The organism is Bradyrhizobium sp. CCGE-LA001 (genome assembly GCF_000296215.2).
Classification (GTDB): domain Bacteria; phylum Pseudomonadota; class Alphaproteobacteria; order Rhizobiales; family Xanthobacteraceae; genus Bradyrhizobium.
The window spans coordinates 970,376-997,365 of the sequence record NZ_CP013949.1; the positions used below are offsets into that span (position 1 = coordinate 970,376).

A 26,990-nucleotide genomic window follows, 5' to 3' on the forward strand; every position below is an offset into this window, starting at 1 on the left:
CTCTCGCTGATGCTCGCAGGAATCGCGACGGACTTACTTTTTGTCGGCTGCGGGGGCGGCGGGCGCTGCGGGGGTTGTGGCGCCGGCCCTCGCTTCCTTCTTGCACTCGCGGCGGAATTTCTTGCGCTCCTTGCCCTTCAATCCCTTGGCGTCCGCCTGCCTGGAGCATTCCAGCGATTCCGCTGACCGCTCCTTCGTCGCCTTCTTGTCGGCGGCGACGGCGGCAGCGTCGGTCTTGGCCGCCGGCGCGGCGGTCTGCGCGAAGGCGGCGCCGGTGACGAGCAGGGAGGCGAGAGCGATGGCGGCGAGGCGGGACGTGACGGTCATGTGGTGCACTCTTCTTGCGAGAATTGCGAAGGGCTGGGACCGTCGGCCTGTGTTGCTGAACGCGACATGAATGATGAGAGGGGCTGGGATCACTATATTTTGCCGGCGCAACTCATCGCATCCTTGTCGCAAGCGGCCGGCACGCTAGGATAGCAATGTTCGTTTCACTTCCGTCGAGGAAGACCAAGGAGGAGACCCAAGGGATGACCATTCAAACGAAATTGTTGTGCGTGATTGCAGCGTCGGGTGTCGCGGCATTGGTGGCGAGCGCGCCGGCGCAGGCGCTGACCTCGCAGGAATGCAGCGCGAAATATCAGGCGGCCAAGAAGGACGGCTCGCTCGGCACCATGAAGTGGAATGACTTCCGCAAGGCCCAGTGCGGTGCCGACGCAACGCCTGCCGCTGCGCCGACCGCGGCGGCGCCGGCCGCCCCCGCAGCTCCCGCCGAGCCGAAGCAGGCGAAGAAGGAGGCCACACCCGCCGCCGCACCGGCGCTGCCGGCAGGACCTGCGATCTATCCGAACGCGGTCGATCCGAAATATGCCAAGGAGACTCCCGGCAAGGCCCGCCTGCACACCTGCGTCGACCAGTACAATGCCAACAAGACGACCAACGGCAATGGCGGCTTGAAATGGATCCAGAAGGGCGGCGGCTATTACAGCGAATGCACCAAGAAGCTGAAGGGCGCCGCCTGAGCTTCGAGACGACGCCACATTGCGATGGCCGGAGCCGAGCTCCGGCCATTTCTCTTTAATCCAACAGCTTCTCGGCCGATTTCGCCACCAGCTGCGAGCGCTTGCGTGGGCCGCGCTCGACGAACAAGAGACTCTGGCCGAAGATGAAGCAGTAGAACAGGAAGGCCTGTGCCTCAGCCTCTTCGGCCTCGAGTCCGGTTGCGCGATAAAGCTCGGTGACATGCGCGAGCCGCGCTGCGTCCACGCTCGCCGCCGCCGCCGCCGCGCCCTCGTCGGAACGGGCCCATTGCCGGATCGCAAGCTCGATCGCCATGGCTGCCGGGTTCAGCCGCTCGGAATAGAGCTGGATCACCGCCTTCAAGCGCTCGCGTGGCTCTTGTCCGTCGAGACTCGTCTGCTGCGCGATGGCCGCTGTGCGTCCCTCGCGCCAGCGCTCCAGCATGGCTTCGAGCAGCGCGGCGCGGTCGGCAAAGCGGCGGTAGAAGCCGCCCTTGGTAACGCCGAGGTTCTTGGCGAGCACCTCGACCCGCACGCCCTCGACCCCGGAGCGGGCGAGCTCGGCAAAACCTGCCTCGACCCAGACATCGCCCTTGCCGTCGCTCATAAGGAAGCCTCGCCGATTCTCGATACGGTGCCGTATTGCTAGCGCGGCAGAGCTCTGATACGCTACCGTATCAACGATAAAGGATGAACAGGGAGCAATGGCGATGGAGCAGGAGGCGACCTATCGCGGCACGGTCTATCCGTGGCAATGCGATCACGTCGGCCACATGAACATCATGTGGTATGTCGGCAAATTCGACGAGGCCAACTGGAATCTGTTCGCCCGGCTCGGCCTGACGCCGAGTTACTTGCGCAACTCCGGCCGCGGCATGGCCGCGGTACAGCAGAGCATCACCTACAAGCGCGAGCTGCTCGCCGGCGACATCGTCGATATCCGTAGCCACCTGCTCGAGCTCAAAGACAAGTCGATCCGCTTCCGGCACGAGATGAGAAACGCCGAGACCGGCGAGATCGCCGCGACGTGCGAGATCACGGGCGTGCACATGGATCGCAGCCAGCGCAAGTCCACGCCGTTCGCCGATGTCATCCGCGAAACTGCGTCGCGTCATCTCGCCGAGCCGGTCGAGGTGTAAGCCATGGCCGCGTTCGAACCAAAGGACCCGGGCTATCGGGCGGCGGCCATCGCCATGTTCAATGGCCAGCCTGCGATGCAGACGCTCGGCATCGTGATCGTACGCCTTGCGCCGGGCGAAGTGGAGCTGGCGATGCCGTATTCGGCCGCCTTCACGCAACAGAATGGTTTTGTCCATGCCGGTATCATTACCGCAGGCCTCGACAACGCCTGCGGCGTCGCCGCCTTCACGCTGATGCCGCGCGACGCGGACATCCTCACGGTCGAATTCAAGACGACGTTGCTTGCGCCTGCGCGCGGCACGCGTTTCGTCTTCAAGGCCGAGGTCGTCAAGCCCGGCCGCACGCTGACCTTCTGCGAAGCCAGGGCCTTTGCCGAGCACGAGGGCAAGACGACGCTGATCGCGACCATGACGGGGACGTTGATGGCGATGCTGCCGCGCGCCTGAGGCTTCGCAAGCGCCGGCCGCGAACCGCGCGTAGCCTGGCGATGACATTGTGCCTGCAAGGCTCTATACCAGCCGTAACAATTCCTGGTCCCGAACCGTATCTGCGGCGATGGGACCGAAACGGGACAAGATATGGCTGGATTTGGGAACAAGCGCCGTCTGACGACGCGGCGCGCGGCGCTGACGCTGATCGGCGCGGGTGCTTTGGCGGCGGGCGGCATCACCTCGGCTTGGGCCGCCGGCGATGACGACGAGGTGCTGACCGAAGCCAAGGTGCTGCGCGATCCCGACACGCCGGTTGCCGGCAATCCCGAGGGCAATATCACCATCGTCGAATGGTCCGATTACAATTGTCCCTATTGCCGCAAGCTCGAGCCCGAGCTGCGCCAGGTCGTCCAAGACGACGGCAAGGTGAGGCTGGTGATGAAGGACTGGCCGATCCTCGGGCCGGTCTCGCTCACGGCGGCTCGGAGTGCGCTCGCCGCCAAATTCCAGGACAAGTATCATCCGGCCCACGACGCCCTGATCGGCGTCAGCTCGCGCCTGACCGAGCCGCGCATCAACGAGCTCCTTGCCGGCGCCGGCGTCGACATGGATCGCCTGAAACGCGATCTCACCGACCGGGGCAGCGACATTGACGCGCTGCTCAAACGCAACAACGATCAAGCCGAAGCCTTCGGCTTCCGCGGCACGCCGTCCTTCATCGTCGGCAAGTACCGCGTCCCGGGTGTGCTCAGCATGAACGAGTTCGAGCAGGTCATTGCCGACGCACGCAAGGCCAAGATGAACTGAGCCGCGCGGTCCATCGCGCAACACAAAGGCGCCGCCGCGGAGTTCGCGACGGCGCCTTGTTTCATGGTGAAGCGTCGTTACTTCGACGAAATCCGGACCCAGTCCTTGTGCGCGCGGTCGCGCAGCGCGTCGAAGTCAGCCTTGGCGACATCCCAGTTCACGATGGTGCGGTTGGTGGAAGCCACCTCGCCCCTGGCGACCGATGACGTCTGCATGGAATCATAGACGTAGACGCCGCCCGCAAGCAGCAGCGCGCCCAGGATCATTCCGAAAAAAGTCTGCATGGCGAACCTCCGGTGACCGGCGATAACGTCGGCCCGGAGTGATGGTTCCGCGACAGTACGGCGCGGGTAAGGACGAGTCGTTCACGTCCCATTCAGCCACGCCAGCAGCTCCGCGTTGATCTCGCGCGGATAGGTGTGGCTGAGGTCGTCGATCTCGCGATAGGTCACATCGGCGCCGGCAGCCGAGAGCGCCGCCTGCGTCTGCCGCGCGGTCTGGACCGGAAACATCCAGTCGAGCTTGCCGTGCGTGATGAAGACGGGCAGGCCCTGCAGGCGCGCAGCGTCCGCCATCTCCGCCATCAGCGGATGGAAGGTCGCCGACACCGGCGCGAGATGGGTGAAAGGCGAGGCGTGGTCGAGACCAGTGACGTAGCAGAAGGTGCCGCCGTCGCTCATGCCGGTCAGCAGCATGCGCGAGGCGTCGACGCTCCAGCGGCTGCGCACGATGTCGATGATGCGCGCGAGGTTCGGCGTGTCAGCATCTTCGCCCATCAGCGCCCAGGTCGGACCGGTCGCGGTCGGGGTTACCAGGATTGCGCCGAGACTACGGGCGTCGCGCAGCCAGCTCCACAGGAAGCCGCGACCGTTGCCGCTGCCGCCGTGCAGCGCCATCACCAGCGGCATGGCACGCTCGGGCGTGTAATATTCGGGCACGTAAACAGAGAAGCCGCCGCGGCTGCCGGGCTCGTTGTGGTCGTGAAGGATGCCGGTGTGCTCGCTCGCACCGGTCTCCAGCCGCGATAGCAAGTCGGCATTCTCGCGATTGGCGGCGTTGAGGAAGAAGCTGCTCACGGGAGGAAACTGCGCCGCTAGGGGATAGAGCGCCTCCTGCGCCCGCGGCACGTGGCGTAGCGCGCGGAACACCGCGACCAGATCCCCATTGCCGCGCTCGACGTCGCGAATACCGGCAAAAGCGGCGAGCGTCTCGTCGCAGGCACGATCGAGCTGGCCGCGCAGTCCGGCGAACTGCTCCGGCCACGCGCCGATCTCCGCGCGCGCCGTTTGCAGCACCTCGTCCGGCGCACCGATCGCGTTCATCACAGAAGCAAAGGCGGGCGGATGCAGGTGCCGCTGGAAGAAGCCCAACGCTTCCAGCGCATTGAGCAGCGGCGGCAGCACGGCCACGATGTCGTCCACCACGGCCTCTGTCATCGCGGCTTCCTCGGTTGGGTTCAATGCAGCTTCGGCGCCTTCAACAATTTGAAGCGGTCGGTCGACGTCACCGTGACGTCGAAGGTGACGCCTTCGTGATGCACGGTGAGCGGCACGTCGACACCGGCGGCGCCGAGTGCCCACATCTTCTTGTAGAACGCGGTCTGGCTCGTGATCTTGTCGCCGTTCACGGCTAGGATGACGTCGCCGGTCTTGAGCTCGGCACGGGCGGCCGGACCATTGGCGGAGATCCCGATCACCACCACGCGGTTGTCGATCTCGGTCGAGTAGAGACCGAGCCAGGGCCGTGCCGGCTTGTTGACGCGGCCGAATTTGCGCAGGTCGTCGAGGATCGGCTTCAGGAGGTCGATCGGCACGATCATGTTGACGTGCTCGGCCTTGCCGTCGCGTTCGCGTTCGAGCTGAAGCGAGCCGATCCCGATCAACTCGCCGCGTTCGTTGAGCAGCGCCGTCCCGCCCCAGTTCGGATGTGCGGGATAGGTGAAGACGGCCTCATCCAGCAGATACTCCCAGTAGCCGGCGAATTCCTGCTTGGCCACGATCTGGCTCGCGACCGAACGCGTGCGGCCGCCGGCGCCGCCGACCACGACGCGGTCGCCGATCCGGGTTTCCGCCGAATTGCCGAGCCGCAAGGGCTCGATGTCGAGGTGGCCGAGTGCCTGCACGAGGCCGAAGCCGGTGACGGAATCGAAGCCGAGCGCATGCCCTTCGACCACGCGCCCGTCGCCGAGATGCAGCCAGACGGATTCCGCCTCGGTGATGAGGTAGCCGATGGTGAGCACCAGACCGTCGTCGATCACGACGCCGTTGCCGGCGCGTTCGGTGCCCAGCGTCTCGGCGCTGAAAGCGTCCGGCGGGATGATGGCGTGCAGGCCGACGACGGAGCCGAGCGCGCGGTCGAGATCGAAACCATAGTCGCTCGCACGCGGCTGGTTCGCCGGCGGCACTCTCCATTCAGTCAGTGCGGGCATGGAGTTCTCCTGGCTGAGAGCATCGCTCCGCCGTAGTCCGCGGAACGAAGCGCGAAGCACGCATAATTTAGGCCGGAGCAGGCCGTCTTGAAAGCCTCGGTCCGCAACTATTCGAGAGAACGTCGTGTGAAATCTTCGAAAGGCACGAAAACACCTCGGGCACAGGGGACGTCTTGCGATCCGGCCGCCGTCGCATGGCTGCTGTCCGGCGAGGTGCTAGGCGCCGTGCAACGAAGCTGCTAACCATTGCCGCTTCGTTGAACTTGGGATCACGGACCGAAGATGGATAACCGCAGCGACATCTGGCGTGGCGTCGACACGATCAAGGCACGTTTCATCGACCTCAGCGACAGGGTCTGGGGCATGCCCGAAGTGTGCTACACCGAGGCGCGGTCCGCCGCCGAGCATCTCGCCGAACTGCGTCATCAGGGTTTCCGCATCACCGAGAATGTTGCCGGCATTCCGACCGCGGTGATGGGCGAGTGGGGCCAGGGCGGTCCTGTCATTGCCTTCATGGGTGAATATGACGCGCTGCCGGGATTGAGCCAGGAGGCGGGCGTCGCCGAGCATCGTCCGATCGAGACCGGCGGCCATGGTCATGGCTGCGGACATAATCTGCTCGGTTCCGCGGCGTTGCTCGCCGCGACCGCGGTGAAGGACTGGCTCGCCGAGAACAAAGTGCCGGGACGCGTGCGCTATTACGGCTGCCCTGCAGAAGAGGGTGGCGCGGCCAAGGCCTTCATGGTGCGCTCCGGCGCGTTCGAAGATGCCGACATCGCCATCACCTGGCATCCGCACAGCTTCTGGGAAGTCGCGGTGACGCCCTCGCTCGCCAACACGCGGGCGGACTTCATCTTCACCGGCCGCACCTCGCATGCGGCGGCCTCGCCGCATCTGGGTCGCTCCGCGCTCGATGCGGTCGAGCTGATGAATGTCGGCGTGAACTACATGCGCGAGCACATGCCGAGCGACGCGCGCGTGCATTATGCGCTGCTCGACACCGGCGGAATCGCGCCCAACGTTGTGCAGGCACATGCGCGCGTGCGCTATTCGATCCGCGCTCGCGATCTTCCCGGCATGAACGAGCTGGTCGAGCGCGTGTCCAAGATCGCGCAGGGCGCAGCCCTGATGACCGAGACCAAGGTGGAGATGAAGATCATCTCCGCGGTCTCCAACATCTTGCCGAACGGACCGCTGGAACAGGCGCTGCACCGGGTGATGGAAGAGCTCGGGCCACCGCATTTCGACGAAGCGGACAAGGGCTTTGCCAGCCAGATCCGTGCGACGCTGAGCGACAAGGACATCTCCTCGGTCTATTATGCGATCGGGATGGAGCCGACCGATCGGCCGCTGGCCGACTTCCTGGTGCCGCTGGATGCCAAGCGCAACCCGCTGGTGGGGTCCACCGATGTCGGCGACGTCAGCTGGGTGGTGCCGACCGTGCAGGTTCACGCACCGACGGTTGCGATCGGCACGCCGTTCCACACCTGGCAGGTGGTGGCCCAGGGCAAGAGTGCCCATGCGCACAAGGCGATGGTGCAGGCGGCCAAGGCGATGGCCGGTCTCGGCATCAAGGCGCTGACGGATTCGGAGCTGATCAGGGCCGCGAAGGCGGATCTTCAAAAGCGGACGGCCAAGACGCCTTACGTCTGTCCGTTGCCGGATCACGTCGTGCCGCCGCTCGACATGTCCGTGGCGTAGAATTTCGCCTCGATACTTCGTCTGATCCGGCGAACAAATTTTCCGCAGTGCAGCGCGCAATCCAGCATGTTTTGATGCTGGATTGCCGAACGGATGGGCTGCCGGAACGCCGTTTTGCCCAACAGACAGCCACAAGACCGTTTGCACACACACGGTCCCAGTTGACGTGCACCCCATTCAGTGTGCCATCTACTGCCAGCCAAATGGGCAGCCGCGCGTCACGGCCGCCTTCATCATATGGGAACCAGACGGGGGACAACCATGCTGGATAAAGAACTGCGTTCGATGATCGGTCAGGTGAAGGACGGGCGTATGGATCGCCGTGCCTTCATCAAGCACATGGCTGCCGTCGGTCTCACCGCACCCTTGGCCAACCAGGTCCTCGCGCTCGGCGGTGTTGCCATGGCCCAGGGCACGTCCCCCTATAAGCCGACCAAGCGCGGCGGTGGCGGTGCACTGAAGTTGTTGTGGTGGCAGGGGCCGACGTTGCTCAATCCGCATTTCGCCACCGGCACCAAGGACCAGGACGGCTCGCGCCTGTTCTACGAGCCGCTCGCCTGCTGGGACCCGGACGGCAACATGAAGCTGGTTCTGGCGTCCGAGATTCCCTCGACCCAGAATGGCCTGCTGGCCGCCGACGGCAAGTCGGTGACGTGGAAGCTGAAGCCCGGCGTGAAATGGCACGACGGCAAGCCGTTCTCGGCCGACGACGTCGTCTTCACCTGGCAGTACATCAAGGATCCGGCCACTGCGGCCGTGACCATCGCAAGCTACCGCGACCTTACTGTCGAGAAAATCGACGATCTCACGGTCAAGATCACTTTCCCGAAGCCGACACCGTTCTGGGCGGACGCCTTCGTTGGAGCCCCGAACACCATTCTCCCCAAGCACCTGTTTGCCGACTATACGGGCAGCAAGTCACGGGAAGCGCCGACCAACCTTTCTCCGGTCGGGACCGGTCCCTACAAATTCGTCGAGTTCAAGCCGGGCGATCTCATCCGCGGCGTGATCAATCCCGACTATCATATGGTCAACCGGCCCTACTTCGATACGATCGAGATGAAGGGCGGCGGTGACGCGGTCTCGGCCGCGCGTGCCGTGATTCAGACCGGCGAATATGATTTCGGCTGGAACATCCAGGTCGAGGACGACGTGCTGCTGCGCCTGGAGAAGGGCGGCAAAGGCAAGACGGTTTATGCCGTTGGCGGCGACACCGAGTTTATCGCGCTCAATTTCACCGATCCGAACGTCGAGGTCGACGGCGAACGTTCGTCGATGAAGACCAAGCATCCGCTGTTCTCGGATCCCGTCGTGCGCAAGGCGCTGTCCCTGCTGGTCGACCGAGAATCCGTCAAGAAGGCGATCTACGGCCGTGCCGGCCGCACCACCGCGAACTTCCTCAACGGCCCCGAAAAGTTCGTATCCAAGAACACGAACTGGGAATTCAACATCGAGAAGGCTGCCAAGATGCTCGACGACGCCGGCTGGAAGCCCGGCGCCGACGGCATCCGCGAGAAGGACGGCAAGAAGCTGAAGATCCTGTACCAGACCTCGATCAACGGTCCGCGCCAGAAGACCCAGGCCATCGTCAAGCAGGCCTGTCAGAAGGCCGGCATTGAGGTCGAGTTGAAGTCGGTCGTCGCCTCGGTGTTTTTCTCCTCCGACGTCGCCAATCCGGACACCTATCCGAAGTTCTACGCCGACATCGAGATGTTCCAGATCCCGCTCAGCCAGCCGGATCCGTCGCAGCACATGCGCCGCTACCTGTCCACCAGCGTCGCCACCAAGGAGAACAAGTGGCAGGGCACCAACTTCCCGCGCTGGGTCAACAAGGACTATGACGACGCAATCAACGCGGCCGACATGGAGATGGACCCGGTCAAGCGCGCCGCGCACTACATCAAGGCCAACGACCTGATGTGGCAGGACACCGTGTTCATCCCCGTGATGCATCGTCTCAAGGTCGAGGCGGCCGCGAACAATTTGCGTCCGGTGATTTCAGGTTGGGCCAACGAAACCGACAATCTGTTCGACTGGTACCGCGAGGAATGATCCCCCAAAACTAGACGGGGCCCTTCCCTCATGAGCCAATACGTCCTGCGTCGCCTGATGATCGCGATTCCGAGCCTGCTCGGAATCTCGGTCGTGCTGTTCGTCGTGCTCGCGCTTGCGCCCGGCGATCCATTCTCCGAGCTGGCGACCAATCCGAACGTGCCACCCGAAGTGCAGGCCGCACTTCGGGCCAAGTTCGGCCTCGACGATCCGATCTATCTTCGCTATTTGCACTGGCTCAACGCCATGCTGCATGGCGACTGGGGCTTCTCCTTCGTCAGCCGGATGGACGTCGACACGCTGATCCTCCAGCGCCTGCCGGCGACGCTCTACGTGATCGGATCGGCGCAGCTCCTGGCGCTCATGATCGCGATCCCCGTCGGCGTCTACGCCGCGACCCGGCCTTATTCGTTGTTCGACCAGATTGCGAATACGCTCGCCTTCGTCGGATTCTCGCTGCCGACCTTCTTCACCGGCATCCTGTTCATCCTGATCTTCTCGGTCACGCTGGACTGGCTGCCTTTCGTCTATACCACCGAAATCAAGGCAACTGGCATCCGCTGGGTTCTGGAGATGATCAGGCAGGCGATCATGCCGGTGGCGGTGCTCGGCCTGTTCCAGGCGGCGTCGATGACTCGCTTCGTACGCTCGGCAATGCTCGACGTCATCCGGCTCGACTACGTCACGACGGCGCGGGCCAAGGGCCTCGGCCAAGCCAAGGTCATCGTCAAGCATGTCATGCGCAACGCCATGATCCCGGTCGTGACGCTGATCGCGTTGCAGATGCCCGCGGTGTTCGGCGGCGCCATCGTCACCGAGCAGATCTTCCGCATCCCCGGCATCGGCTCGCTGTTGATCTCCTCCATTCTCTCCAACGACACGCCGGTGGTGATGGCCGTCACCTTCGTCTTCGCGTGCCTCGTTGTGCTGTTCAATCTCATCGCGGACGTGCTTTATGGCTGGCTTGACCCTCGCATCTCCCTCCGCTGAGCGGCGGGTCTACTCGCCCTGGCGCGAGACGTGGCGGCGCTATAGCCGCCACAAGCTTGCTGTGGTCAGCGCGTTCCTCCTTCTCATTCTGGTCTTGGCGGTGGTGCTCGGACCCTTCGTCTGGCGGGTCAAGATCGACGAGATCGATATCGTCGCCGGCATGCAGGGTCCGTCGCTGGCGCATCCCTTCGGCACCGACGATCTCGGGCAGGATATCCTCGCTCGCATGATTTATGGCGGGCGCATCTCGCTTGCCGTCGGCCTTGCCGCGATGCTGGTTTCGGTCTTCATCGGCGTGCTGATCGGCGCGCTTGCCGGCATGTCGCGCGGTGCGCTCGGACACGCCCTGATGTGGCTCACCGATTTGTTCCTGTCACTGCCGCAGCTGCCGCTGCTCCTGCTGCTCATCTATCTGTTCCGCGACGGGCTGAAGCAGATGTTCGGGCCCGAGGGCGGCATCTTCATCCTGATCGTGCTGGTGATCGGGGGCCTGCGCTGGATGCCGGTGGCGCGCCTGGTGCGCGCCCAGTTCCTATCGATCCGCGAAAAGGAGTTCGTCGAAGCGGCGCGTGCGCTCGGCGCCAGTCCGGTGCGGCAGGTGGTGCGGCACATCCTGCCCAATGCGGTCGGTCCGGTGATCATCGCCGGCACCATCGACGTCGCCGCCGCGATCATCGCGGAATCGACGCTGTCCTTCCTCGGCCTCGGCTTCCCGCCGGATACCCCGACCTGGGGCCGGCTGCTTTATGATGCCAAGGATTTTCTCGACATCGGGCCGCACTGGGCGCTGTTTCCGGGCGGCGCGATCTTCATCGCGGTGGTCGCCATCAACTTCATCGGCGACGGCCTGCGCGACGCGCTCGATGCGCGACGGGTGATCTGATGGCGCCGCTGCTCGAGATCAAGGGCCTGAAAACCCACTTCTCCACCGACGACGGCATCCTCCAGGCCGTCGACGGCGTGGACATCTCCATCAACAAGGGCGAGACGCTCTGCGTCGTCGGCGAGTCCGGCTGCGGCAAGACCGTCACCGCGATGTCGATCCTGAAGCTGATCGCGATGCCGCCGGGCCGGATCGCGGCGGGTCAGATCATCTTCGAGGGACGCGATCTCGTGCCGCTGACGAGCAATCAGCTCGACGAGATCCGCGCCAAGGAGATCGGCTTCATCTTCCAGGAGCCGATGACCTCGCTCAATCCGGTGCTCACCATCGGCGAGCAGATCGCCGAGAGCCTGCGTCGGCACGAAGGGCTGACCAAGAAGCAAGCGCTCGATCGCACCATCGAGATGCTGAAGCTGGTGCAGATCCCGAACGCCGAAGGCCGCGTGCACAATTATCCGCACCAGTTCTCCGGCGGCATGCGCCAGCGCGTCATGATCGCAATGGCGCTCGCCTGCAAGCCGAAGCTGATCATCGCCGACGAGCCGACCACCGCGCTCGACGTCACCATCCAGGCGCAGATCCTCGACCTGTTGCAGGACATGAAGGACCGCTTCGGCATGGCGGTGATGCTGATCACCCATGCGATGGGTGTCGTCGCCGAGACCGCGCAGCGCGTCGTCGTGATGTATGCCGGCAAGGTGGTGGAGGAGGCGCCCGTCGACGAGCTGTTCGGCAATCCCCGCCATCCTTATACCCAAGGCCTGATCCGCTCGATCCCGCGCATCGATCTCGACAGCGAGCACAAGACGCGGCTGGAGGCGATCGGCGGCTCGGTGCCGATCCTGATCAACCCACCGGTCGGCTGCCGCTTCGCTCCGCGCTGCAAGTTCGCCATGAACGTCTGCGCCGAGAAGGAGCCGCTGCTGCGGGAGATCGCGCCCGGCCATCGCATGGCCTGTCACTTGGGAGATACTAGCCTCGGAGGCGCGGCATGAGCGAACCGTTGCTGCGCGTCAGCGGCCTGAAGAAACATTTTCCCGTGCTAGGCGGCCTGCTGTCGCGCCAGGTCGGCACCGTCTACGCGGTCGACGGCGTGTCGTTCTCGGTCAACCGCGGCGAGACGCTGGGGCTCGTCGGTGAGTCCGGCTGCGGCAAGTCGACGACCGGTCGCTGCGTGCTGCGCCTGATCGAGCCGACCGACGGCGAGGTCACCTTCGACGGCCAGGACGTGCGCAAGCTCGGCGGCAACGATCTGCGGGCGATGCGGCGGAACATGCAGCTGGTGTTCCAGGATCCGTTCGCCTCGCTCAATCCGCGCATGACGGTCGGTGCGATCCTCGGCGAGGCCTTCACCATCCACAATCTCGCCTCCTCAGCGAAGGAGCGCGAGGAGCGCGTCGCCGGCCTTCTGGTCAAGGTCGGGCTCAAGGCCGAGCACATGCGGCGCTATCCGCACGAATTTTCCGGCGGCCAGCGCCAGCGCATCGTGATCGCGCGCGCGCTCGCGGTCGAACCGAAGCTGATCGTCTGCGACGAGCCGGTCTCCGCGCTCGACGTGTCGATCCAGGCGCAGGTGATCAACCTGCTGGAAGATCTCCAGGCCGAGCTGAACCTCACTTATCTCTTCGTCGCCCACGATCTCTCGGTGGTCGAGCACATCTCCGACCGTGTCGCGGTGATGTATCTCGGCCGCATCGTCGAGCTCGCCAAGGCCAGCGATCTCTACCGCAACCCGCAGCATCCCTACACCCGGGCGCTGCTCTCGGCGGTGCCGGTGCCCGATCCCAAGCTCAAGCGCGAACGCATTCGCCTCAAGGGCGACGTGCCAAGCCCGATGAAGCCGCCGTCGGGCTGCCACTTCCACACCCGCTGCCCGATCGCCCAGCCGCGCTGCGCGGAGAGCGCGCCTGTGCTGAGGGAAGGAGCAGGCGGGCATTTCGTGGCGTGCCATCTCGCCTGACGCGAAGCGCGTCGGGCCTCTGGAGCTGCGCCCTGAGCAACAGGACCGATTCCGTCACGCGCTCTTTGCGGGCCACGGTATGACTTGGCCCGACATCACCAGCTGGTTTCGGCCGGCGTCCTTGGCGGCGTAGAGGGCGCGGTCGGCGGCGGCGACCAGCGTGCTGCAGTCCGCCATGGCTTGGGACGGAAGAGCCGCCGCGCCGCCGAGGCTCGCGGTGACCAGCCGGGTGGGCGGATTCTGCGCGTGTAGCATGGCAAGGTCTTGCAGCGCCTGGCGAATACCCTCGCCGACCTCGGCGCAGCCATCCGGGCCGGTGTTCGGCAGCAAGACGGCGAATTCCTCGCCGCCATAGCGCGCGGCGAGATCGGCCGGGCGCCTAGCCTGGGCGGACAGGATCCGGCCGAGCGCGCGCAGGCAGGCATCGCCTGCCAGATGTCCGTAATGGTCGTTGAACTTCTTGAAATGATCGACGTCGATCAGCAGCAGCGAGAGCTGCGTGCCGTCGCGCCGGGCACGCGCCCATTCGTCGGCGAGGCGCTCGTCGAAGGCGCGGCGGTTGGCAAGACCCGTTAGGCCGTCGGTCGTTGCCAGCGAGGCAAGCCTGTCCTGGAGATCTTTCTGCTCGGTCATGTCGCGCACGACCGCGACCACGCCGTCGATCGTGCCGCTGTCCGATGCCAGGGTCACGTGCAGCGCAGCCTCGGCCCAGATCTCACCTTTGTCTCGATGGCGCTGACGATAGATGAACCGCGCCTCCTCGGCCTCGCCGTTCTTCAGGGCGGCGATGGCTTGCTCGACGCGTTCCATGTCGTCGGCATGAATGCCGGCCAGCGCCGAGGTGCCCAGCAGTTCCTCGGCCGACCAGCCGGTGATGCGTGCGCAGGAGGGCGAAACGTAGAGCAGCCGGTTATCAAGACTGATGCGGGTCACCATGTCGCTGGATTGCTCGGCGAGCAGGCGGAAATTGGCCTCCGTGGTGACGAGAGCCTGCGCCGTGCGCTGCCGCTGCACGAGCTGACGGACGAGATAGGAGCCGATCATTGCGATCAGCAGGACGAGCCCGACGACGAAAATCATGCGCGTGGTTGCCGCGCGCCACCAGGGCGCCAGTACGTCGTCCTGCGACTTGCTCGCCAGCACCATCAAGGGATAGCGGCTGCTGCGCTGGTAGTAGCTCAGCCGCTGCACGCCATCGAGCGGCGACTTGAAATAGTAGACCGCCGCGGCGGGGCGGCTATCCCAGCCCTTGAACAGGGGCGCGTTGGACAGGTCGCGTCCGACGAAGGCGCCGCTCTCGTCGCGGTTGCGCGCCAGCATGATGCCGTTAGTGTTGAGCAGCGATGTCGAGCCGTTCGCCCCGATGTCGAACCGCTCGTAGAACTTGACGAAATAGCTTACGTCGATCGTGAGCAGGGCAACGCCGGCGAAGCCGCCGTCGATATCGTTGATCCGGCGCGATGCGGTGATGATCCATTGGCCGCCGGAGCGGCTCTTGACCGGCGGTCCGATCAGCGTGCCTGAATCCGCCGAGTCGCGGTGGCGCCGGAAATAGTCGCGGTCGCTGTTGTTGAGCTTGGAGAAATCGATGCGCTCGGTCGTCGCAAGCCACCGGCCGGTCGCGTCATAGATGAAAATGCCGCGGATGCGCTCCGATGACTTCCGCGTCGGCAGATAGGCCTGGAGCCTCGCGATCGTGGCCGGCTCAGTTCCGTCGATCTCGAGCCGATGCACAAGCCCGATCAGAATCGTATCGGCGATCTCGAACGTGTCGTCGGCGTGTTGGATCAGGGAATGCGCGAGATTGGCGACATCGATCTCGGCGTTCCGGAGGTCGGCCTTGCGCGCTTCCCATTCGCGCCAGGCGCTCAAGCCGAGGATTGTAACGCAAATAAGCGCGACGAAGCCCGCCGCCCAGAGCGGAAGGCGCGTCTTGCCAAGTTCGCGGCTCGTCACCATCAGGCTTGCTCCAAATTGGAGCAAACCTCTCATTTTGGCCTTAACGGCCTGTTGCAATATTTGTGATGATTGCGCGGGCCCGTACTCGACCGGAGAGAAGTGTGGATGTCTTGACCGACACTCGTCGTGTTCCCCTCGGGAAGGGCGGTTCCACGGCGCAGCCGCCGCCTCATTCTTCCAAAGTGAAGCCGACGCGCAACGTCACCTGATAGTGGCGAACCGCGCCGTTCTCGATGTGGCCGCGCGTCTGAACCACCTCGAACCACTTCATCTCGCGAATGGTCTTGGCGGCGCGATCGATCGCGTTCTTGATCGCATCCTCGATCGACGTCTCAGACGATCCGACCAGGTCCAGGATCTTGTAGACGTGATCGTGTTCGGCTGTGGGCATGGTGGGCCTCCCTCGTTGCGCCGCGGTACGCGTCGCCATTGCGGTCCCAACTGAACGAGCGCCAGGCGCTCAGGTTCCGTTCTGGGCGATGGGGCGCATGCGCCAGGAGAGGTGGAGCGGACAGCGTCCGCCTGCTAAGCGCAACTCATGGATTTGGCGCAGCGCGACAGGACGATCGGCTCCCTCTGCCTCTGCGTGACGGCGTTCGGCTGGGCGTTGAACTGGCCGCTGATGAAGCTTTTGCTGCAGCAATGGCCGCCTCTGTTCGCGCGTGGACTTGCCGGCGTCTGCGCCTCGCTCATTCTCGGCACGCTGGCGCTCAGCCGGAGAGAATCGTTCGCCGTTCCGCGCGAGGCGATCCCGCGGCTACTGTGTGCGACACTCACCAACGTCTTGGCCTGGATGGGCCTCGGCACGGTCGCGATGAAATACGTGACCGTGAGCGAAGGAGCCCTGCTTGCTTACACCATGCCAATCTGGGCCATGTTGTTTGCCTGGCCTGTTCTGAACACCCGGCCGACCCTGCGGGATGTCCTCGGGCTCGTTCTCGGCATTGCCGGCGTCGCGCTGCTTTTGAGCGGAAACGGCTTCGCGTTCGGCGCTGACAAGCTTCTCGGCATTGCGCTGGCGCTGCTCTGTGCGATCCTGTTCGCGCTGGGCAACGTGCACAACCGCAAGCCGCTGCCGATGCCGCCCCTGGTCGTCGTGGCCTGGCAGGTCGGGCTCGGCTGCGCCACGATGCTGATCCTGGGCGTGCTGTTCGAGCAGCCGAACTACACCGCGATCACGCCGCTGGGGTTCGGCTGCTTCGTCTACATGACGCTGGTGCCGATGGGCCTTTGCTACGTCACCTGGTTCGAGACGCTGCGCCGCCTGCCGCCGACCTCGGCTTCGACCGGCATGTTGATCGTTCCCGTGATCGGCGTGGTCTCCGCCGCGGTCATCCTTGGTGAGCCGCTGGGCTATCGCGAATGGGCGGCGATGGCGCTGACGCTCGGCGGCGTCACGCTAGCATTGCAACGGGCCTAGAGCAGACAGTGAGTTATTACGTGGCCTGCGCCAGGGCCGGCGCAGGCCTGGTTGCGCGCCACAGCAGCTTCAGCAGCAAGGCCAGCATCGCCATCATGGCGAAGCCACCGATCGAAGGCGCGAACTTGTCGTCCATTCCTGTAAGGTCGACTTCATTACCGAACTGCGCCGCGAGCCGCGCCGATTGCAGCATGCCGTAGGCTCCGGCAAGCAAGATCAGTCCGTAGATGGCACTGCGTTCGCGCGCATTCGACACTTGTGCGAGGCCGGGGAGCATCAACGCCAGGCCGATCCCGACGATCGGGAGGTCATAATCATAAGCGTACGGGCTGATCATCACCGAGACCATGGCGACGACGCCGAGCGCGAAGGCGGGCGAGGTCTTGCTCGCCGCTCCAAGCCGAAGGGCAAGCCCGATCGCGGACAAAGCGAGGCACGCCGCAGCCGCCTGCGCCCAGAAAGCGATGCTCGGCGGCACGCCGGCTCGACCGAGCGCGGCATAGGTCGAGATCATGCGGAACAATGGATAGAAGCCGCGCTCCAGGAAGATCGCCGATTCCCTGATGGCACCAAGCCACGCGGCCCAAATCTGCCATCCGAACACCAGCGTACAGAGGAACGAACTCGCGAGCACGACGGCCCCGGCGGTCGCGAGTGCCGCCCAGCGGCGGGTCGCAAGCATGTAGACGCCCGCGGCGATGGCCAGATGCGGCTTGATCACCATTGCACCCAGCGCAAGTCCGGCGACGATCTGGCGCCGCTCTACGTTGAGGCAAATGATGCCGATCAGCACGCCGGTGAGAAAGCCATTCTGCCCACAGCCGACCGTGATCGCCAGCGTAGGAAACAGCACGACGAGGACGAGTGCGAAATTGTTGCCGGCAATGGCTCGAAGCGTCAGGAGGTAGGCAGTAAGCGTTGCGGTGATGAACAGCAGATAAGCGATGCCGGCCGGCAGCAGCGCGAAGGGGGCCACCAGCAGGTCGAATTGGGGAGGATAGGTCCAAGGCATGAAGCTCATTGAACCGGTGAATGCCTGCTGAAGCTTGGCCAGCGTCTCGAACCGGTAGACGAGATCGAGCTGACCGCGCCAGATCTGCTGCGCGACGATGTAGAAGGCATCGAAATCCGAGAGTTCGCGAACTTGCCAGGCGCTCCAGCGGCCGAACCTGTAAGTCTTGAACAGCACCATCACCGCGAGCGTCGCGAGCACGAAGCGGACATAGATCGTCCGCTTCGACGGTGAGGCTTGAACCGCTTCCAGCGACTCCGCAAACATCGGCGAGGACCTCGAACCCTGAAAGATCGCGGCTTGGCACGCGGTTCCGCCGATCCCGGCCAAACTGCCACCAGAGGTTTAAGGGACGGTAACGACTGCCGCAGAATTCAGGCCAAGAGGCCTCAGAAGGAGGGCCAAAGCCCTTGCCGGCGGTCTTGACGACCACGATCTTGGACGGTTCCGGCACGCGCCCCGCAGGCGCTTTCAAAATCGCCCGGCCGCGTCAAGCAACTCGGCTTGCCCGCCAGCGTGCGGGGACGTTAACCTCGGCGCATTCCTGGAATCTTCGATGTGCGGTGATGATCGGCCGTTGGACGAAGGGCGCTCTGATTGCGATTGGTCTCTGCGCCGGGCGAGCGCCGGCTATCGCCCAGGACGATCTCGATGCTGCGCCCGGCACGATGTCGCTGCAGGTGACGACCGATCCTGCTTCGATTGCCTGCCGCAAGCTGGAGACGGTCGGGCCGACCTCGCTCTCGTTCCGGTCTTTGCGCCTGACCTTCAACGACGACTTCGACGAGCATCCGCTCGCGACCGGACGCTGGGTGCCGCACTATGCCGGTGGTGCAGCGTGGCCCGAAGCGCGCTATTGGGGCGGCGACGGCTCCGACTCAAAGCGCAAGACCAGCGCCAATGGCGAGCAGCAGATCTATGTCGATCCGCGCTACGCGGGCCGCGCCACAACACCGCTCGGCCTCGACCCATTCAAGATCAGGGATGGCGTGCTCTCGATCGTCGCCAGCCGCACGCCGCTGGAATTAAAGCCGGTGCTGTTCAACAATGAGTACATCTCCGGAATTCTGACGACGCAGGGCACGTTCGCGCAGAAGCACGGCTATTTCGAGATCCGCGCCAAGGTCCCGGTCGGCCATGCGGTGTGGCCGGCATTCTGGATGCTCGCGGATGACGGGGGCTGGCCGCCGGAGGTCGACGTGCTGGAAGGCCGCGGCGAGCGGCCGGGCGATGTCGTGATGACGACGCATTGGCGGATTCCCTCAACCCAGAAGATCCAGTCCTGCGGCTTCGATTTCACCGTCGGTGACGCCTCGCATGCATTCCACAATTACGGTGTGTTGTGGGATGAGGATCGCCTGGTCTATTTCATCGACCGCAGGCCGGTCTCCGACATCAAGGTGCCGATCGGCCTCGACGATCCCATGTACGTGATCGTCAACCTCGCGATCGGATCGAAATTCTTTCCCGGCGTCAGTCAGGTCGATGCGGAAACGCCGTCGAGCGTGGCGTTCGAGATCGACCGGATTTCCGTTTATCAGATCGATATGGCGCAGGCGCAGAGATAGCGATCGGCTGTGTTTCGCTGCGCGAAAGGTCGTTGGTCTAACGTCGCGGAGAGGCCCGACGCTTGTCGGCATGCCGAAGTTTACGGATCCAGCTCCGTATCCCAGTACAGATAGTCCAGCCAGCTGTCGTGCAGATAGTTTGGCGGAAACAGGCGGCCGTTGCGATGGAGCTGGTGCACGGTCGGCGCGAAGGCGCTCTGGCGCGGAAACATCTTTGCTTGCGCAGGCGTGAGATTCCCCTTGCGCAAGTTACAGGGCGAGCACGCCGCGACCACGTTCTCCCAGGTGGTCTGGCCGCCTTTGCTGCGCGGGATGATGTGATCGAAAGTGAGGTCTTCAGGCGAGCCGCAATATTGGCAGGCGAAACGATCGCGCAGGAAGACGTTGAAACGAGTGAAGGCGGGATGGGTGGTGGGCTTGACGAAGGATTTGAGCGACACGACGCTCGGTAACTGCATCTCCAAGGTCGGACTTCGAACCGCCTGGTCGTAATGCGCGACGATATTGACGCGGTCGAGGAACACCGCCTTGATCGCGTCTTGCCACGACCACAACGACAGTGGGTAGTAACTCAGCGGCCGGAAGTCCGCATTCAGCACCAACACCGGCCAACTGCCTTGCGAGACATGTGCGTTCAAGTAACGCTCCCGGCCTCCAATATACGCTGCGAAGCAGCATGTACTGACATACTACATGCAGCGTGACGGGATTGTGAAGCCCGTTGAGCGACTTATTCAGGCTCGCGCAATGCGGCGGCGGGGTGGCAAAACGCTCAAAAAGCCGCGATCCCGGGAGGGTTCCTCCGCCGTCGTCGGGGAGAATCCCAGGACGTGCCGCGACCTACTCCCGCACCCGCTCCAGCTTCTGCAAGCATCGCGTCGCGCGCACGGCTGCAGGCATTTCCTCGTCCGGAAAGCTCGTCTTCCAGTCGGTGACGCCGACCTCGCCGACATAGATGTCGCCCTTCGAATCCAGGGCGATGCCGTGCGGCGCCAGGAACTTACCGCTGGCAATGCCGGGCCCGTCCTCGCCGCCGAGCCGCGCGATGCGCTTGCCTTGCGCGTCCACGATGGACAGCCGCGGCCCGAGATTGGGCACCTTGCGGTTGACGGCCAAGCCGGGCCCGAGCTCGCCGATCACGAAGGTCGGGCTCTTGGCCCCACCGCAGCAGCACAGCGCGCAGGGGCGATGAAGGTTGTTCCACTGCGTCTCGTATTTGCCCTCGCCATTGAACACCTGCACGCGGTGGTTCTCGCGATCGGCGACATAGACCCAGCCGTCGGCATCGGCGGCAATATTGTGCACGATGTTGAACTGTCCTGGATCGGTGCCGGGCTCGCCCCAGCTCTTGAGCAGCTTGCCGTCGGGCGTGAACTTGTGCACGCGCGCATTGCCATAGCCGTCGGAGACGTAGATCTCACCCTTCGGCGAGAGCGCGGTGTGGGTGCAGCGGTGGAAGGGATCGCCGCTCATGAACGGCGTCGGCTTCTCGGGGATGCCGATGGTCAGCAGCACCTTGCCGTCGGCGGTGCATTTGCGCACGGTGTGGTCGCCGTCATCGGTGCAATAGAGATTGTCGTCCGCGTCGATATGCAGACCATGCGCACGCGAGAACAGGCCTTCGCCCCAGCTGCGCAGGAAATTGCCGTCGCGGTCGAGCACCACCATCGGATGGGCGCCGCGGTTGAAGACGTAGATCCGGTCCTTGCTGTCGACCGCAACCGAGGCGACGTCGGTGAGCTGCCAGCCGTCCGGCAGCTTGGCGAAGTTTTCGACGACGCGGTAGCGGTGCTCGCCGGTGCCGAGAATGGCTGGCATGGGTGGTCTCCTCCCTGTAGCTCGTCATTCCGGGGCGACGCGCAAGCGTCGAGCCCGGAATCCATAACCGCGATCGGGAGTATGGATTCCGGGCTCGCGACTTCGTCGCGCCCCGGAACGACGACTGTGCTTTACGGCCCCAAAATCCCTTCCTCGATCGCCTTGATCTGCAGCGCGAGATATTTCGAGTTGATGCGGCACTGCGCGAGGCTGCCGGCGATGAACCAGAGGCCGGGCTGCTTCGTACGCGCATACATGTTGCGCAGCTCGAAGCCGTCGCCAAAGCCCCAGATCGGGCCGACGCGGTCGGCGACGGCGTCGCCGAACAGTTTTCGCACCAGATATTCTTGCGGCTTGTAGCCGGTGGAGAGCACGATCAGGTCGGCGGCAATGGTCGTGCCGTCCCTCATCTGCGCGCCATCGGCGGTGAAGCTCTCGATGTCGGAGAACTGCCTGAGCTTGATGACGCCTTCGACGATGAGGTTGGAGCAGCCGACGTTGAAATAATAGCCGCCGCCACGGGTCAGATATTTGAACTGCCAGCCGGTGCCGGCCTCGCCGAAGTCGAGCTTGAAGCCGACTCGGGAGAGGCCGTCGAGCAGTTCCCTGTCGAGCTCCTTCGATTGCTCGGTCAGCATCACATGCGTCTTCCTCGCAAGCGGCGTCGGCATCGAGGCAGCGATCAGATCGTTGTCCTCGAGCGTGCCCTCATTGTAGGTCGCATAGGCAAGCTGGGCCGATGGCTCGATGTTGGTGACCAGTGTCGGCGAGCGCTGCACCAGCGTCACCTCGGCGCCGCTGGAATGCAGGTCCTGCGCGATGTCGTGGCCGCTGTTGCCGGTGCCGATCACGATGGCGCACTTGCCGGTCCAGTTCTCGCCGTCCTCGTAGCGGCTGGAATGCACCAGCGTGCCCTTGAAATTGCCGAGCGTCGGAATGTCCGGGATGTTCGGGATGCCGCTGACGCCGGTTGCCATCACCACATGGCGCGGATGCATGGCACGCGTGCTGCCGTCGGCGCGGCGCAGCGTGACAGTCCAGTGACCTTCGGCCTCGTCATACGCGCCGCCTTCGAACTCGGTGCCCGTCCAGAAATTCAGCTCCATGGCCTCGACATAGGCTTCGAACCAGTTGGCGAGCTTGTCCTTGGGGATATAGGTCGGCCAGTTCGGCGGAAAGGGCATGTAGGGCAGGTGATTGACCTGAACCTGGTTGTGCAGCGTCAGCGCATGGTAGCGCTTGCGCCAATTGTCGCCGATGCGTGCCTCGCGGTCGACGATCAGGGTGTCGATTTGCAGCTGCTTCAGCCGCGCCGCGATCGCAAGACCGGCCTGGCCGCCGCCGACCACCAGCACGGTCGGGTCGCGATCACCGTAGTCGCGTGAGACGTTGCGCAGGTCGAGCCAGTTCGGCCCGCGGAAATCGCGCGAATAGGCTTGGCCGCGCGGCCGCGACGTGCCGAGCTGTTCCTCGAATCCCTTGAGCTCGTCGAGGGCAGTCAGCAATGTCCACGCTTTCAGGCGGTCGTCGGGGCCATCGGGAATGAGCCGGACAATGCCGCTGCCGCGGCCGATCGCAGTCTCGAAATTGAAGATCGCTTCGATAGTATTGGTGCCGGCGCGCGTCACCCAGCGCGGCGGGGCGCGGTTGGGAGCGACCCTGAAACCAGTCGGCCTCGCCTTGGGCCCGAGCGTGGTCAGCCCCTGCGCGATCGTATCGCGGCCGGCGACCGTCTGCAGGTTCCAGCTCAGCGCCAGCACATCGCGCCAAAAACTATCGGCGAGGAAGAGGTCGTCCAGCGAGGCTGGATCGGGCTGGTCCAGCCTGCGCTCGAACGCATCGAGCCAGACTTGCACGGCGACGGAAATATCTTTCGTCCTGTCCAGCATGCGACCTCGTGGCCGTCTTCGCGGCGTTTCCTCTGGTCGAGGCTACACAGTTTCGCGGGCGGCCAAAAGCCGATGACCCGAGCAATACCGGCATATGGCCCTGCTCGGACGGAATATGCCGGCGACGCTTGGCCCGGCTCGGCGGCGGGCGACTAAGGGCTGCCCGGCCTCCGGTCTGCCCAATAGGGGTCGCGCAGCTTGCGCTTGAAGATCTTTCCGGTCGCCTCGCGGGGCAGCGCGTCCTGGAATTGAACCTCCTTCGGCACCTTGAAATTGGCGAGCCGCTCGCGCAGGAAAGCCTGCACTGCGGCGGCGGAGAGCTGCGCGTCCCCTTCCGGCTCGATGCAGGCGCACAGCCGTTCGCCATATTCGGCGTCGGGAATGCCGAACACGGCGCAATCGCGCACCCCTGGCATGGCGATCAGCACGCCCTCGATCTCGGCCGGATAGATGTTGACGCCGCCGGAGATCACCATGTCGCGCTTGCGGTCGCAGAGGAAGAGATAACCGTCCTCGTCGAGATAGCCGACGTCGCCGACGCTGACGAGGCCGTCGCGTCCGGCCTCCGCCCGCGCCTGCGCCTTGCCGTGATAGTCGAAATCGGGCACCGCCGTCTGGCGCATGTAGATCTCGCCGACCTCGTTGGCGCCGCAGAGATTGCCGTCGTCGCGGAAGATCTTGACGATGCCGCCTTCGATGGCGCGGCCGACCGTGCCCGGCTTTCTCAGCGCCTCCTCGGCCGAATGCCAGACCGGGATGCCGGTCTCGGTCGAGCCGAAATATTCGTTGATGACTGGTCCCCACCAATCGATCATCGCCCGCTTGACCTCGGGCGGGCACGGCGCGGCCCCGTGCACGACGAAACGCAGCGATGAGAGGTCGTAACGTTGTCTCGCAGCCTCTGGCAGGCGCAGCAGCCGGACGAACATGGTCGGCACCATGTGAATGTGCGTGACGCGATGGCGCTCGATCAGCGCCAGCAGCTCCTCGGCGTCGAAGCGCGCCTGGAGGACGATGGTGCAGCCGTGGCGGAACGCCATCATGCCGTAGGAATGCGGCGCCGAGTGATACATCGGTCCGTTGATCAGCACGACCTGGTTGTCGCGCGGCTTGATGCCATAGGCGATCGCCCCGACGCGTTCGGAGGCCGCGGCCTGTTCGGGCTGCATCGGCATGCGGCGCACGCCCTTCGGCATGCCCGTGGTCCCCGAGGTGTAGATCATCGCTGCGGCCCGGCGCGGCGGCTCCCGGGTTTCCGGATGCCCGTCGCGCCAGTGGTCCCAATCCGCATGTCCTTCCGGGACCGCCGCCAGTTCCTCGGGAATGGCGAATGTCGCCGCGAGTTCAGGTGGCGTCGCGACGACGAGGAGACGGACATCCTCAGGCACGCCGCCCTGAATCTGCGGCAGCAGGTCGGCGTGGCAGACCAGGATATTCGCGCCGCTGTCGGTCAGGATGTAGCGGACCTCCTCCGCCTTGAGATGCCAGTTGATCGGCACCACCGGACTGCCCAGCGCGGCGGACGCCGCAACCACCTCGAACAGCGCGAAATCGTTACGCAGCATCATGGCGACCGGAGCGCCCTCGGCGAGGCCCAGGGCGCGCAGCCCGCTCGCCGCCCGCCTGATGCGGGCCTGGATCTCGTCATAGCCGATCTGGCGTTCGCCGCTGATGATCATGGCGTGTTCCTAACCTGTGCGAGCTCAGCGATCATCCAGCACGTCGCCGAAGCCGACCCAGCTCTTGCCGTTGAAGCGGCGAAGCTGAAGCTGCTGGAACGGCAGATAGTCGTCTGGCCCCGTCGAAACGGCGATGCCCGGCAGCAGCAGCGGCAGCTTCACCTCTTTCAGCGACGCCGACTGGCGCATGATGTTGTCACGGCTGACATCATCCTTGCACGCCTTCAGCACGGTCATCAGCAGCGTCGCATAGTGGTAGCCGGCCGCGTAGTTGGAATTGGAGAGGTCCGCATTCGGCATGTATTGCTTCATGAAGGCGAAATACTCCTTCACGCCGGGATCGTCGGCCCATTGCGGGTCCATCGTGTCCTTCTGGTTGCTCGACGAGATCAGGCCGACCGCATTGTCGAGGCCCGCCGGCTCCAGGAACGAGATCGAGGAGGCCGAGGTCGGCACGAAGAACAACTCGGGCTTCCAGCCGATCTCGGCCACGCCCTTGATCATCTGCGAGGTGAATTTACCGAGCACGACGCCGAACAGCACGTCGGCGCCCGATGCCTTCAGCGTCGAGAGCTGCGAGCTGATCGTCGGTGCGCTGGTCTCGTAGGTCTGCTCGGCGACGATCATGCTTGCTGCCTTGTCGCCGAGCACGCGCTTGAAGCCGGCGACATAGTCGCGGCCGAAATCGTCGTTCTGGGACAGAATGGCGATCCTGGCGCCGGGTTTGGTGCGCAGCACGTGCTTGGCATAGACCACGCCTTCGGACTCGTAGGCGGCCATGCCGGGCATGGTCCACGGATATTTCTGCGGATCGGCCCATTTCGTCGCGCCCGAGAGCACGAACAGCTGCGGCACCTTCTTGCCATTGAGGTAACGCTGCACAGCGCTGTTGGTGGCGGTCCCGAGCGAGCCGAACATCATCAGCACCTCGTCCTGCTCCACCAGCTTGCGGGTCTGCTCCACCGTCTTCGGCGGCGAATAGGCATCGTCCAGCGTGATGAACTTGACCTTGCGGCCATTGATGCCGCCTTCGGCGTTGATCTTCTCGAAGAAGGCCTCCTGCGTCCGTCCGATCGCGCCGAAGCCGGAGGCCGGACCGCTATACGGCAGGGTCTGACCGATGCGGATCTCGCCGTTGCCTTCGGCGTGAGCGCTGCCGCTAGCAAGCGCCAGCAGGGACATGCCGATCATTGCGGCTGCGAGCTTCATGATGTCCTCCCTTGATACTTCTTTGGTTCAGATCAGGCGCTGGCGCGCATCAGGAAATCCTGCCGGGCTTGGTCGAATTCGCCCTTCATCCGGTCCACGAGCTCGGCGACCGGCGGAGCATCCACGATCTGGCCGATGCCCTGGCCTGAACCCCAGATGTCGCGCCACGCTTTCGATTTCATGTTGCCGCCGGAGCCGAAATTCATCTTCGATTTGTCGGCGATCGGGAGATTGTCCGGGTCCAATCCTGCGGCGGCGATGGAGGGACCGAGATAATTGCCGTGCACGCCGGTGAACAGGTTGGTGTAGACGATGTCGTGCGCGGCATGCTGCGTCAGCGCGGACTTGTAGGCTTCGTCGGCATTGGCTTCCCGTGTCGCGATGAAGCGCGTGCCCATATAGGCGAGGTCGGCGCCCAGCGTCAGCGCGGAGGCGATGCCGAAGCCGTCGCTGATCGCACCTGACAGCAGGATCGCGCCGCCGAACCATTGCTTGACCTCGCGGACCAGCGCGAAGGGCGACAGCGTGCCGGCATGCCCGCCTGCGCCGGCGCAGACCAGGATCAGGCCGTCGACGCCCTGCTCGGCGGCCTTGCGGGCGTGCTTGACGTTGATGACGTCGTGGAACACCAGCCCGCCATAGGAATGCGCGGCCTCGACGATCTCTGCCGGGGGCCGCAGCGAGGTGATGATGATGGGCGCCTTGTGCTTCACGCAGGTCTCCATGTCCTTCATCAGCCGGTCGTTGGAGGCATGACAGATCTGGTTGACGGCATAGGGCGCGACCTTCTTGCCGGGATTGCGCGATTTGTACTCGCCGAGCTCATCCTCGATCCGGCTCAGCCATTCGTCGAGCTTTTCGACGGGGCGAGCGTTGAGCGCCGGAAACGAGCCGACGACGCCGGCCTTGCACTGGGCGATCACCAGCTCCGGTCCGGACACGATGAACAGCGGCGAGCCGACGACGGGCAGTTCCAGATTGTCCTTGAGCAGAGCAGGCAATGCCATCAAATCCTCCCGCGCGCG

26 protein-coding genes are annotated in these 26,990 nt (G+C 64.4%); 12 read left to right on the forward strand and 14 right to left on the reverse strand.

The window, feature by feature from the left end; translation table 11 throughout:
• Positions 1-33: 33 nt before the first annotated feature.
• A complete protein-coding gene (locus BCCGELA001_RS04705; protein ID WP_060734734.1) occupies positions 34-327 on the reverse strand; it encodes a PsiF family protein in 294 nt (97 codons plus the stop codon).
• A 203-nt stretch (positions 328-530) separates the two neighbouring features.
• Between BCCGELA001_RS04705 and BCCGELA001_RS04710 the strand changes: the two genes are divergently transcribed.
• Positions 531-1,022, forward strand: coding sequence for a hypothetical protein (locus tag BCCGELA001_RS04710; protein WP_060737489.1), 492 nt, complete (start codon positions 531-533; stop codon positions 1,020-1,022).
• A gap of 55 nt (positions 1,023-1,077) precedes the next feature.
• Here BCCGELA001_RS04710 and BCCGELA001_RS04715 read toward each other — a convergent pair whose 3' ends face one another.
• Entirely contained in the window at positions 1,078-1,626 is a 549-nt protein-coding gene (locus BCCGELA001_RS04715; RefSeq protein WP_008543243.1) for a TetR/AcrR family transcriptional regulator, read from the reverse strand.
• 103 nt (positions 1,627-1,729) lie between these two features.
• On the opposite strand from BCCGELA001_RS04715, the gene BCCGELA001_RS04720 reads away from it, so the two are divergent.
• From BCCGELA001_RS04720 to BCCGELA001_RS04730, 3 genes are all read left to right on the forward strand, one after another.
• Positions 1,730-2,158: an acyl-CoA thioesterase gene (locus tag BCCGELA001_RS04720; protein ID WP_060734735.1), complete on the forward strand. Its 429-nt coding sequence runs from the start codon at positions 1,730-1,732 to the stop codon at positions 2,156-2,158.
• A 3-nt stretch (positions 2,159-2,161) separates the two neighbouring features.
• On the forward strand, positions 2,162-2,605 hold the full coding sequence (locus tag BCCGELA001_RS04725) for a PaaI family thioesterase (RefSeq protein WP_008543246.1): 444 nt from the start codon (positions 2,162-2,164) through the stop codon (positions 2,603-2,605).
• A 132-nt stretch (positions 2,606-2,737) separates the two neighbouring features.
• On the forward strand, positions 2,738-3,397 hold the full coding sequence (locus BCCGELA001_RS04730; protein WP_008543247.1) for a DsbA family protein: 660 nt from the start codon (positions 2,738-2,740) through the stop codon (positions 3,395-3,397).
• Positions 3,398-3,474: 77 nt separating this feature from the next.
• On the opposite strand, the gene BCCGELA001_RS04735 is transcribed toward BCCGELA001_RS04730, so the two are convergent.
• From BCCGELA001_RS04735 to BCCGELA001_RS04745, 3 genes are all read right to left on the reverse strand, one after another.
• A complete protein-coding gene (locus tag BCCGELA001_RS04735; RefSeq protein ID WP_008543249.1) occupies positions 3,475-3,681 on the reverse strand; it encodes a hypothetical protein in 207 nt (68 codons plus the stop codon).
• 81 nt (positions 3,682-3,762) lie between these two features.
• Positions 3,763-4,833, reverse strand: a complete 1,071-nt coding sequence (locus tag BCCGELA001_RS04740; RefSeq protein WP_060737490.1) for a dienelactone hydrolase family protein — start codon at positions 4,831-4,833, stop codon at positions 3,763-3,765.
• A 20-nt stretch (positions 4,834-4,853) separates the two neighbouring features.
• On the reverse strand, positions 4,854-5,825 hold the full coding sequence (locus BCCGELA001_RS04745; protein WP_060734736.1) for a S1C family serine protease: 972 nt from the start codon (positions 5,823-5,825) through the stop codon (positions 4,854-4,856).
• Between the two features lie 282 nt (positions 5,826-6,107).
• Here BCCGELA001_RS04745 and BCCGELA001_RS04750 point away from each other — a divergent pair, with 282 nt between their 5' ends.
• The 6 genes from BCCGELA001_RS04750 to BCCGELA001_RS04775 all read left to right on the forward strand — a co-directional run bounded on the left by BCCGELA001_RS04750 (position 6,108) and on the right by BCCGELA001_RS04775 (position 13,411).
• Positions 6,108-7,526 (forward strand): M20 family metallopeptidase, encoded by a 1,419-nt coding sequence (locus BCCGELA001_RS04750; protein WP_008543269.1) that lies wholly within the window; start codon positions 6,108-6,110, stop codon positions 7,524-7,526.
• Positions 7,527-7,787: 261 nt separating this feature from the next.
• Entirely contained in the window at positions 7,788-9,578 is a 1,791-nt protein-coding gene (locus tag BCCGELA001_RS04755; protein ID WP_008543271.1) for a peptide ABC transporter substrate-binding protein, read from the forward strand.
• Positions 9,579-9,608: 30 nt separating this feature from the next.
• Complete coding sequence (locus BCCGELA001_RS04760; RefSeq protein ID WP_008543273.1) at positions 9,609-10,568, forward strand: ABC transporter permease; 960 nt, start codon at positions 9,609-9,611, stop codon at positions 10,566-10,568.
• On the forward strand, positions 10,534-11,451 hold the full coding sequence (locus tag BCCGELA001_RS04765) for an ABC transporter permease (protein WP_060734737.1): 918 nt from the start codon (positions 10,534-10,536) through the stop codon (positions 11,449-11,451). The genes BCCGELA001_RS04760 and BCCGELA001_RS04765 overlap by 35 nt, the downstream gene beginning before the upstream one ends.
• Positions 11,451-12,446, forward strand: a complete 996-nt coding sequence (locus BCCGELA001_RS04770) for an ABC transporter ATP-binding protein (protein WP_060734738.1) — start codon at positions 11,451-11,453, stop codon at positions 12,444-12,446. The genes BCCGELA001_RS04765 and BCCGELA001_RS04770 overlap by 1 nt, the downstream gene beginning before the upstream one ends.
• Positions 12,443-13,411: an ABC transporter ATP-binding protein gene (locus BCCGELA001_RS04775; RefSeq protein WP_008543288.1), complete on the forward strand. Its 969-nt coding sequence runs from the start codon at positions 12,443-12,445 to the stop codon at positions 13,409-13,411. Before BCCGELA001_RS04770 ends, BCCGELA001_RS04775 begins: the two co-directional genes overlap by 4 nt.
• Before the next feature lie 54 nt (positions 13,412-13,465).
• On the opposite strand, the gene BCCGELA001_RS04780 is transcribed toward BCCGELA001_RS04775, so the two are convergent.
• Entirely contained in the window at positions 13,466-15,370 is a 1,905-nt protein-coding gene (locus BCCGELA001_RS04780; RefSeq protein ID WP_060734739.1) for a sensor domain-containing diguanylate cyclase, read from the reverse strand.
• 169 nt (positions 15,371-15,539) lie between these two features.
• On the reverse strand, positions 15,540-15,761 hold the full coding sequence (locus BCCGELA001_RS04785; protein ID WP_008543298.1) for a dodecin: 222 nt from the start codon (positions 15,759-15,761) through the stop codon (positions 15,540-15,542).
• A 147-nt stretch (positions 15,762-15,908) separates the two neighbouring features.
• Between BCCGELA001_RS04785 and BCCGELA001_RS04790 the strand changes: the two genes are divergently transcribed.
• Complete coding sequence (locus tag BCCGELA001_RS04790) at positions 15,909-16,790, forward strand: DMT family transporter (protein WP_008543300.1); 882 nt, start codon at positions 15,909-15,911, stop codon at positions 16,788-16,790.
• 16 nt (positions 16,791-16,806) lie between these two features.
• Here the strand turns inward: BCCGELA001_RS04790 and BCCGELA001_RS04795 are convergent, their stop codons facing one another.
• Positions 16,807-18,069, reverse strand: a complete 1,263-nt coding sequence (locus BCCGELA001_RS04795; RefSeq protein ID WP_008543302.1) for a glycosyltransferase family 87 protein — start codon at positions 18,067-18,069, stop codon at positions 16,807-16,809.
• A gap of 299 nt (positions 18,070-18,368) precedes the next feature.
• On the opposite strand from BCCGELA001_RS04795, the gene BCCGELA001_RS04800 reads away from it, so the two are divergent.
• Entirely contained in the window at positions 18,369-19,370 is a 1,002-nt protein-coding gene (locus BCCGELA001_RS04800) for a glycoside hydrolase family 16 protein (protein ID WP_060734740.1), read from the forward strand.
• An 80-nt stretch (positions 19,371-19,450) separates the two neighbouring features.
• Here BCCGELA001_RS04800 and BCCGELA001_RS04805 read toward each other — a convergent pair whose 3' ends face one another.
• The 6 genes from BCCGELA001_RS04805 to BCCGELA001_RS04830 form a co-directional block, all read right to left on the reverse strand.
• The gene (locus BCCGELA001_RS04805; RefSeq protein ID WP_008543309.1) at positions 19,451-20,008 is read right to left on the reverse strand and encodes an HNH endonuclease; all 558 of its coding nucleotides are present in this window, start codon (positions 20,006-20,008) and stop codon (positions 19,451-19,453) included.
• A gap of 202 nt (positions 20,009-20,210) precedes the next feature.
• Positions 20,211-21,188 (reverse strand): peptidyl-alpha-hydroxyglycine alpha-amidating lyase family protein, encoded by a 978-nt coding sequence (locus BCCGELA001_RS37815; RefSeq protein ID WP_008543310.1) that lies wholly within the window; start codon positions 21,186-21,188, stop codon positions 20,211-20,213.
• A 131-nt stretch (positions 21,189-21,319) separates the two neighbouring features.
• The gene (locus BCCGELA001_RS04815; RefSeq protein WP_008543311.1) at positions 21,320-23,077 is read right to left on the reverse strand and encodes a flavin-containing monooxygenase; all 1,758 of its coding nucleotides are present in this window, start codon (positions 23,075-23,077) and stop codon (positions 21,320-21,322) included.
• A 152-nt stretch (positions 23,078-23,229) separates the two neighbouring features.
• Positions 23,230-24,756, reverse strand: coding sequence for an acyl-CoA synthetase (locus BCCGELA001_RS04820; protein WP_060734741.1), 1,527 nt, complete (start codon positions 24,754-24,756; stop codon positions 23,230-23,232).
• A 24-nt stretch (positions 24,757-24,780) separates the two neighbouring features.
• Entirely contained in the window at positions 24,781-25,965 is a 1,185-nt protein-coding gene (locus tag BCCGELA001_RS04825) for an ABC transporter substrate-binding protein (protein WP_008543322.1), read from the reverse strand.
• Positions 25,966-25,997: 32 nt separating this feature from the next.
• Positions 25,998-26,972 (reverse strand): NAD(P)H-dependent flavin oxidoreductase, encoded by a 975-nt coding sequence (locus BCCGELA001_RS04830; RefSeq protein WP_008543324.1) that lies wholly within the window; start codon positions 26,970-26,972, stop codon positions 25,998-26,000.
• Positions 26,973-26,990 lie beyond the last annotated feature (18 nt).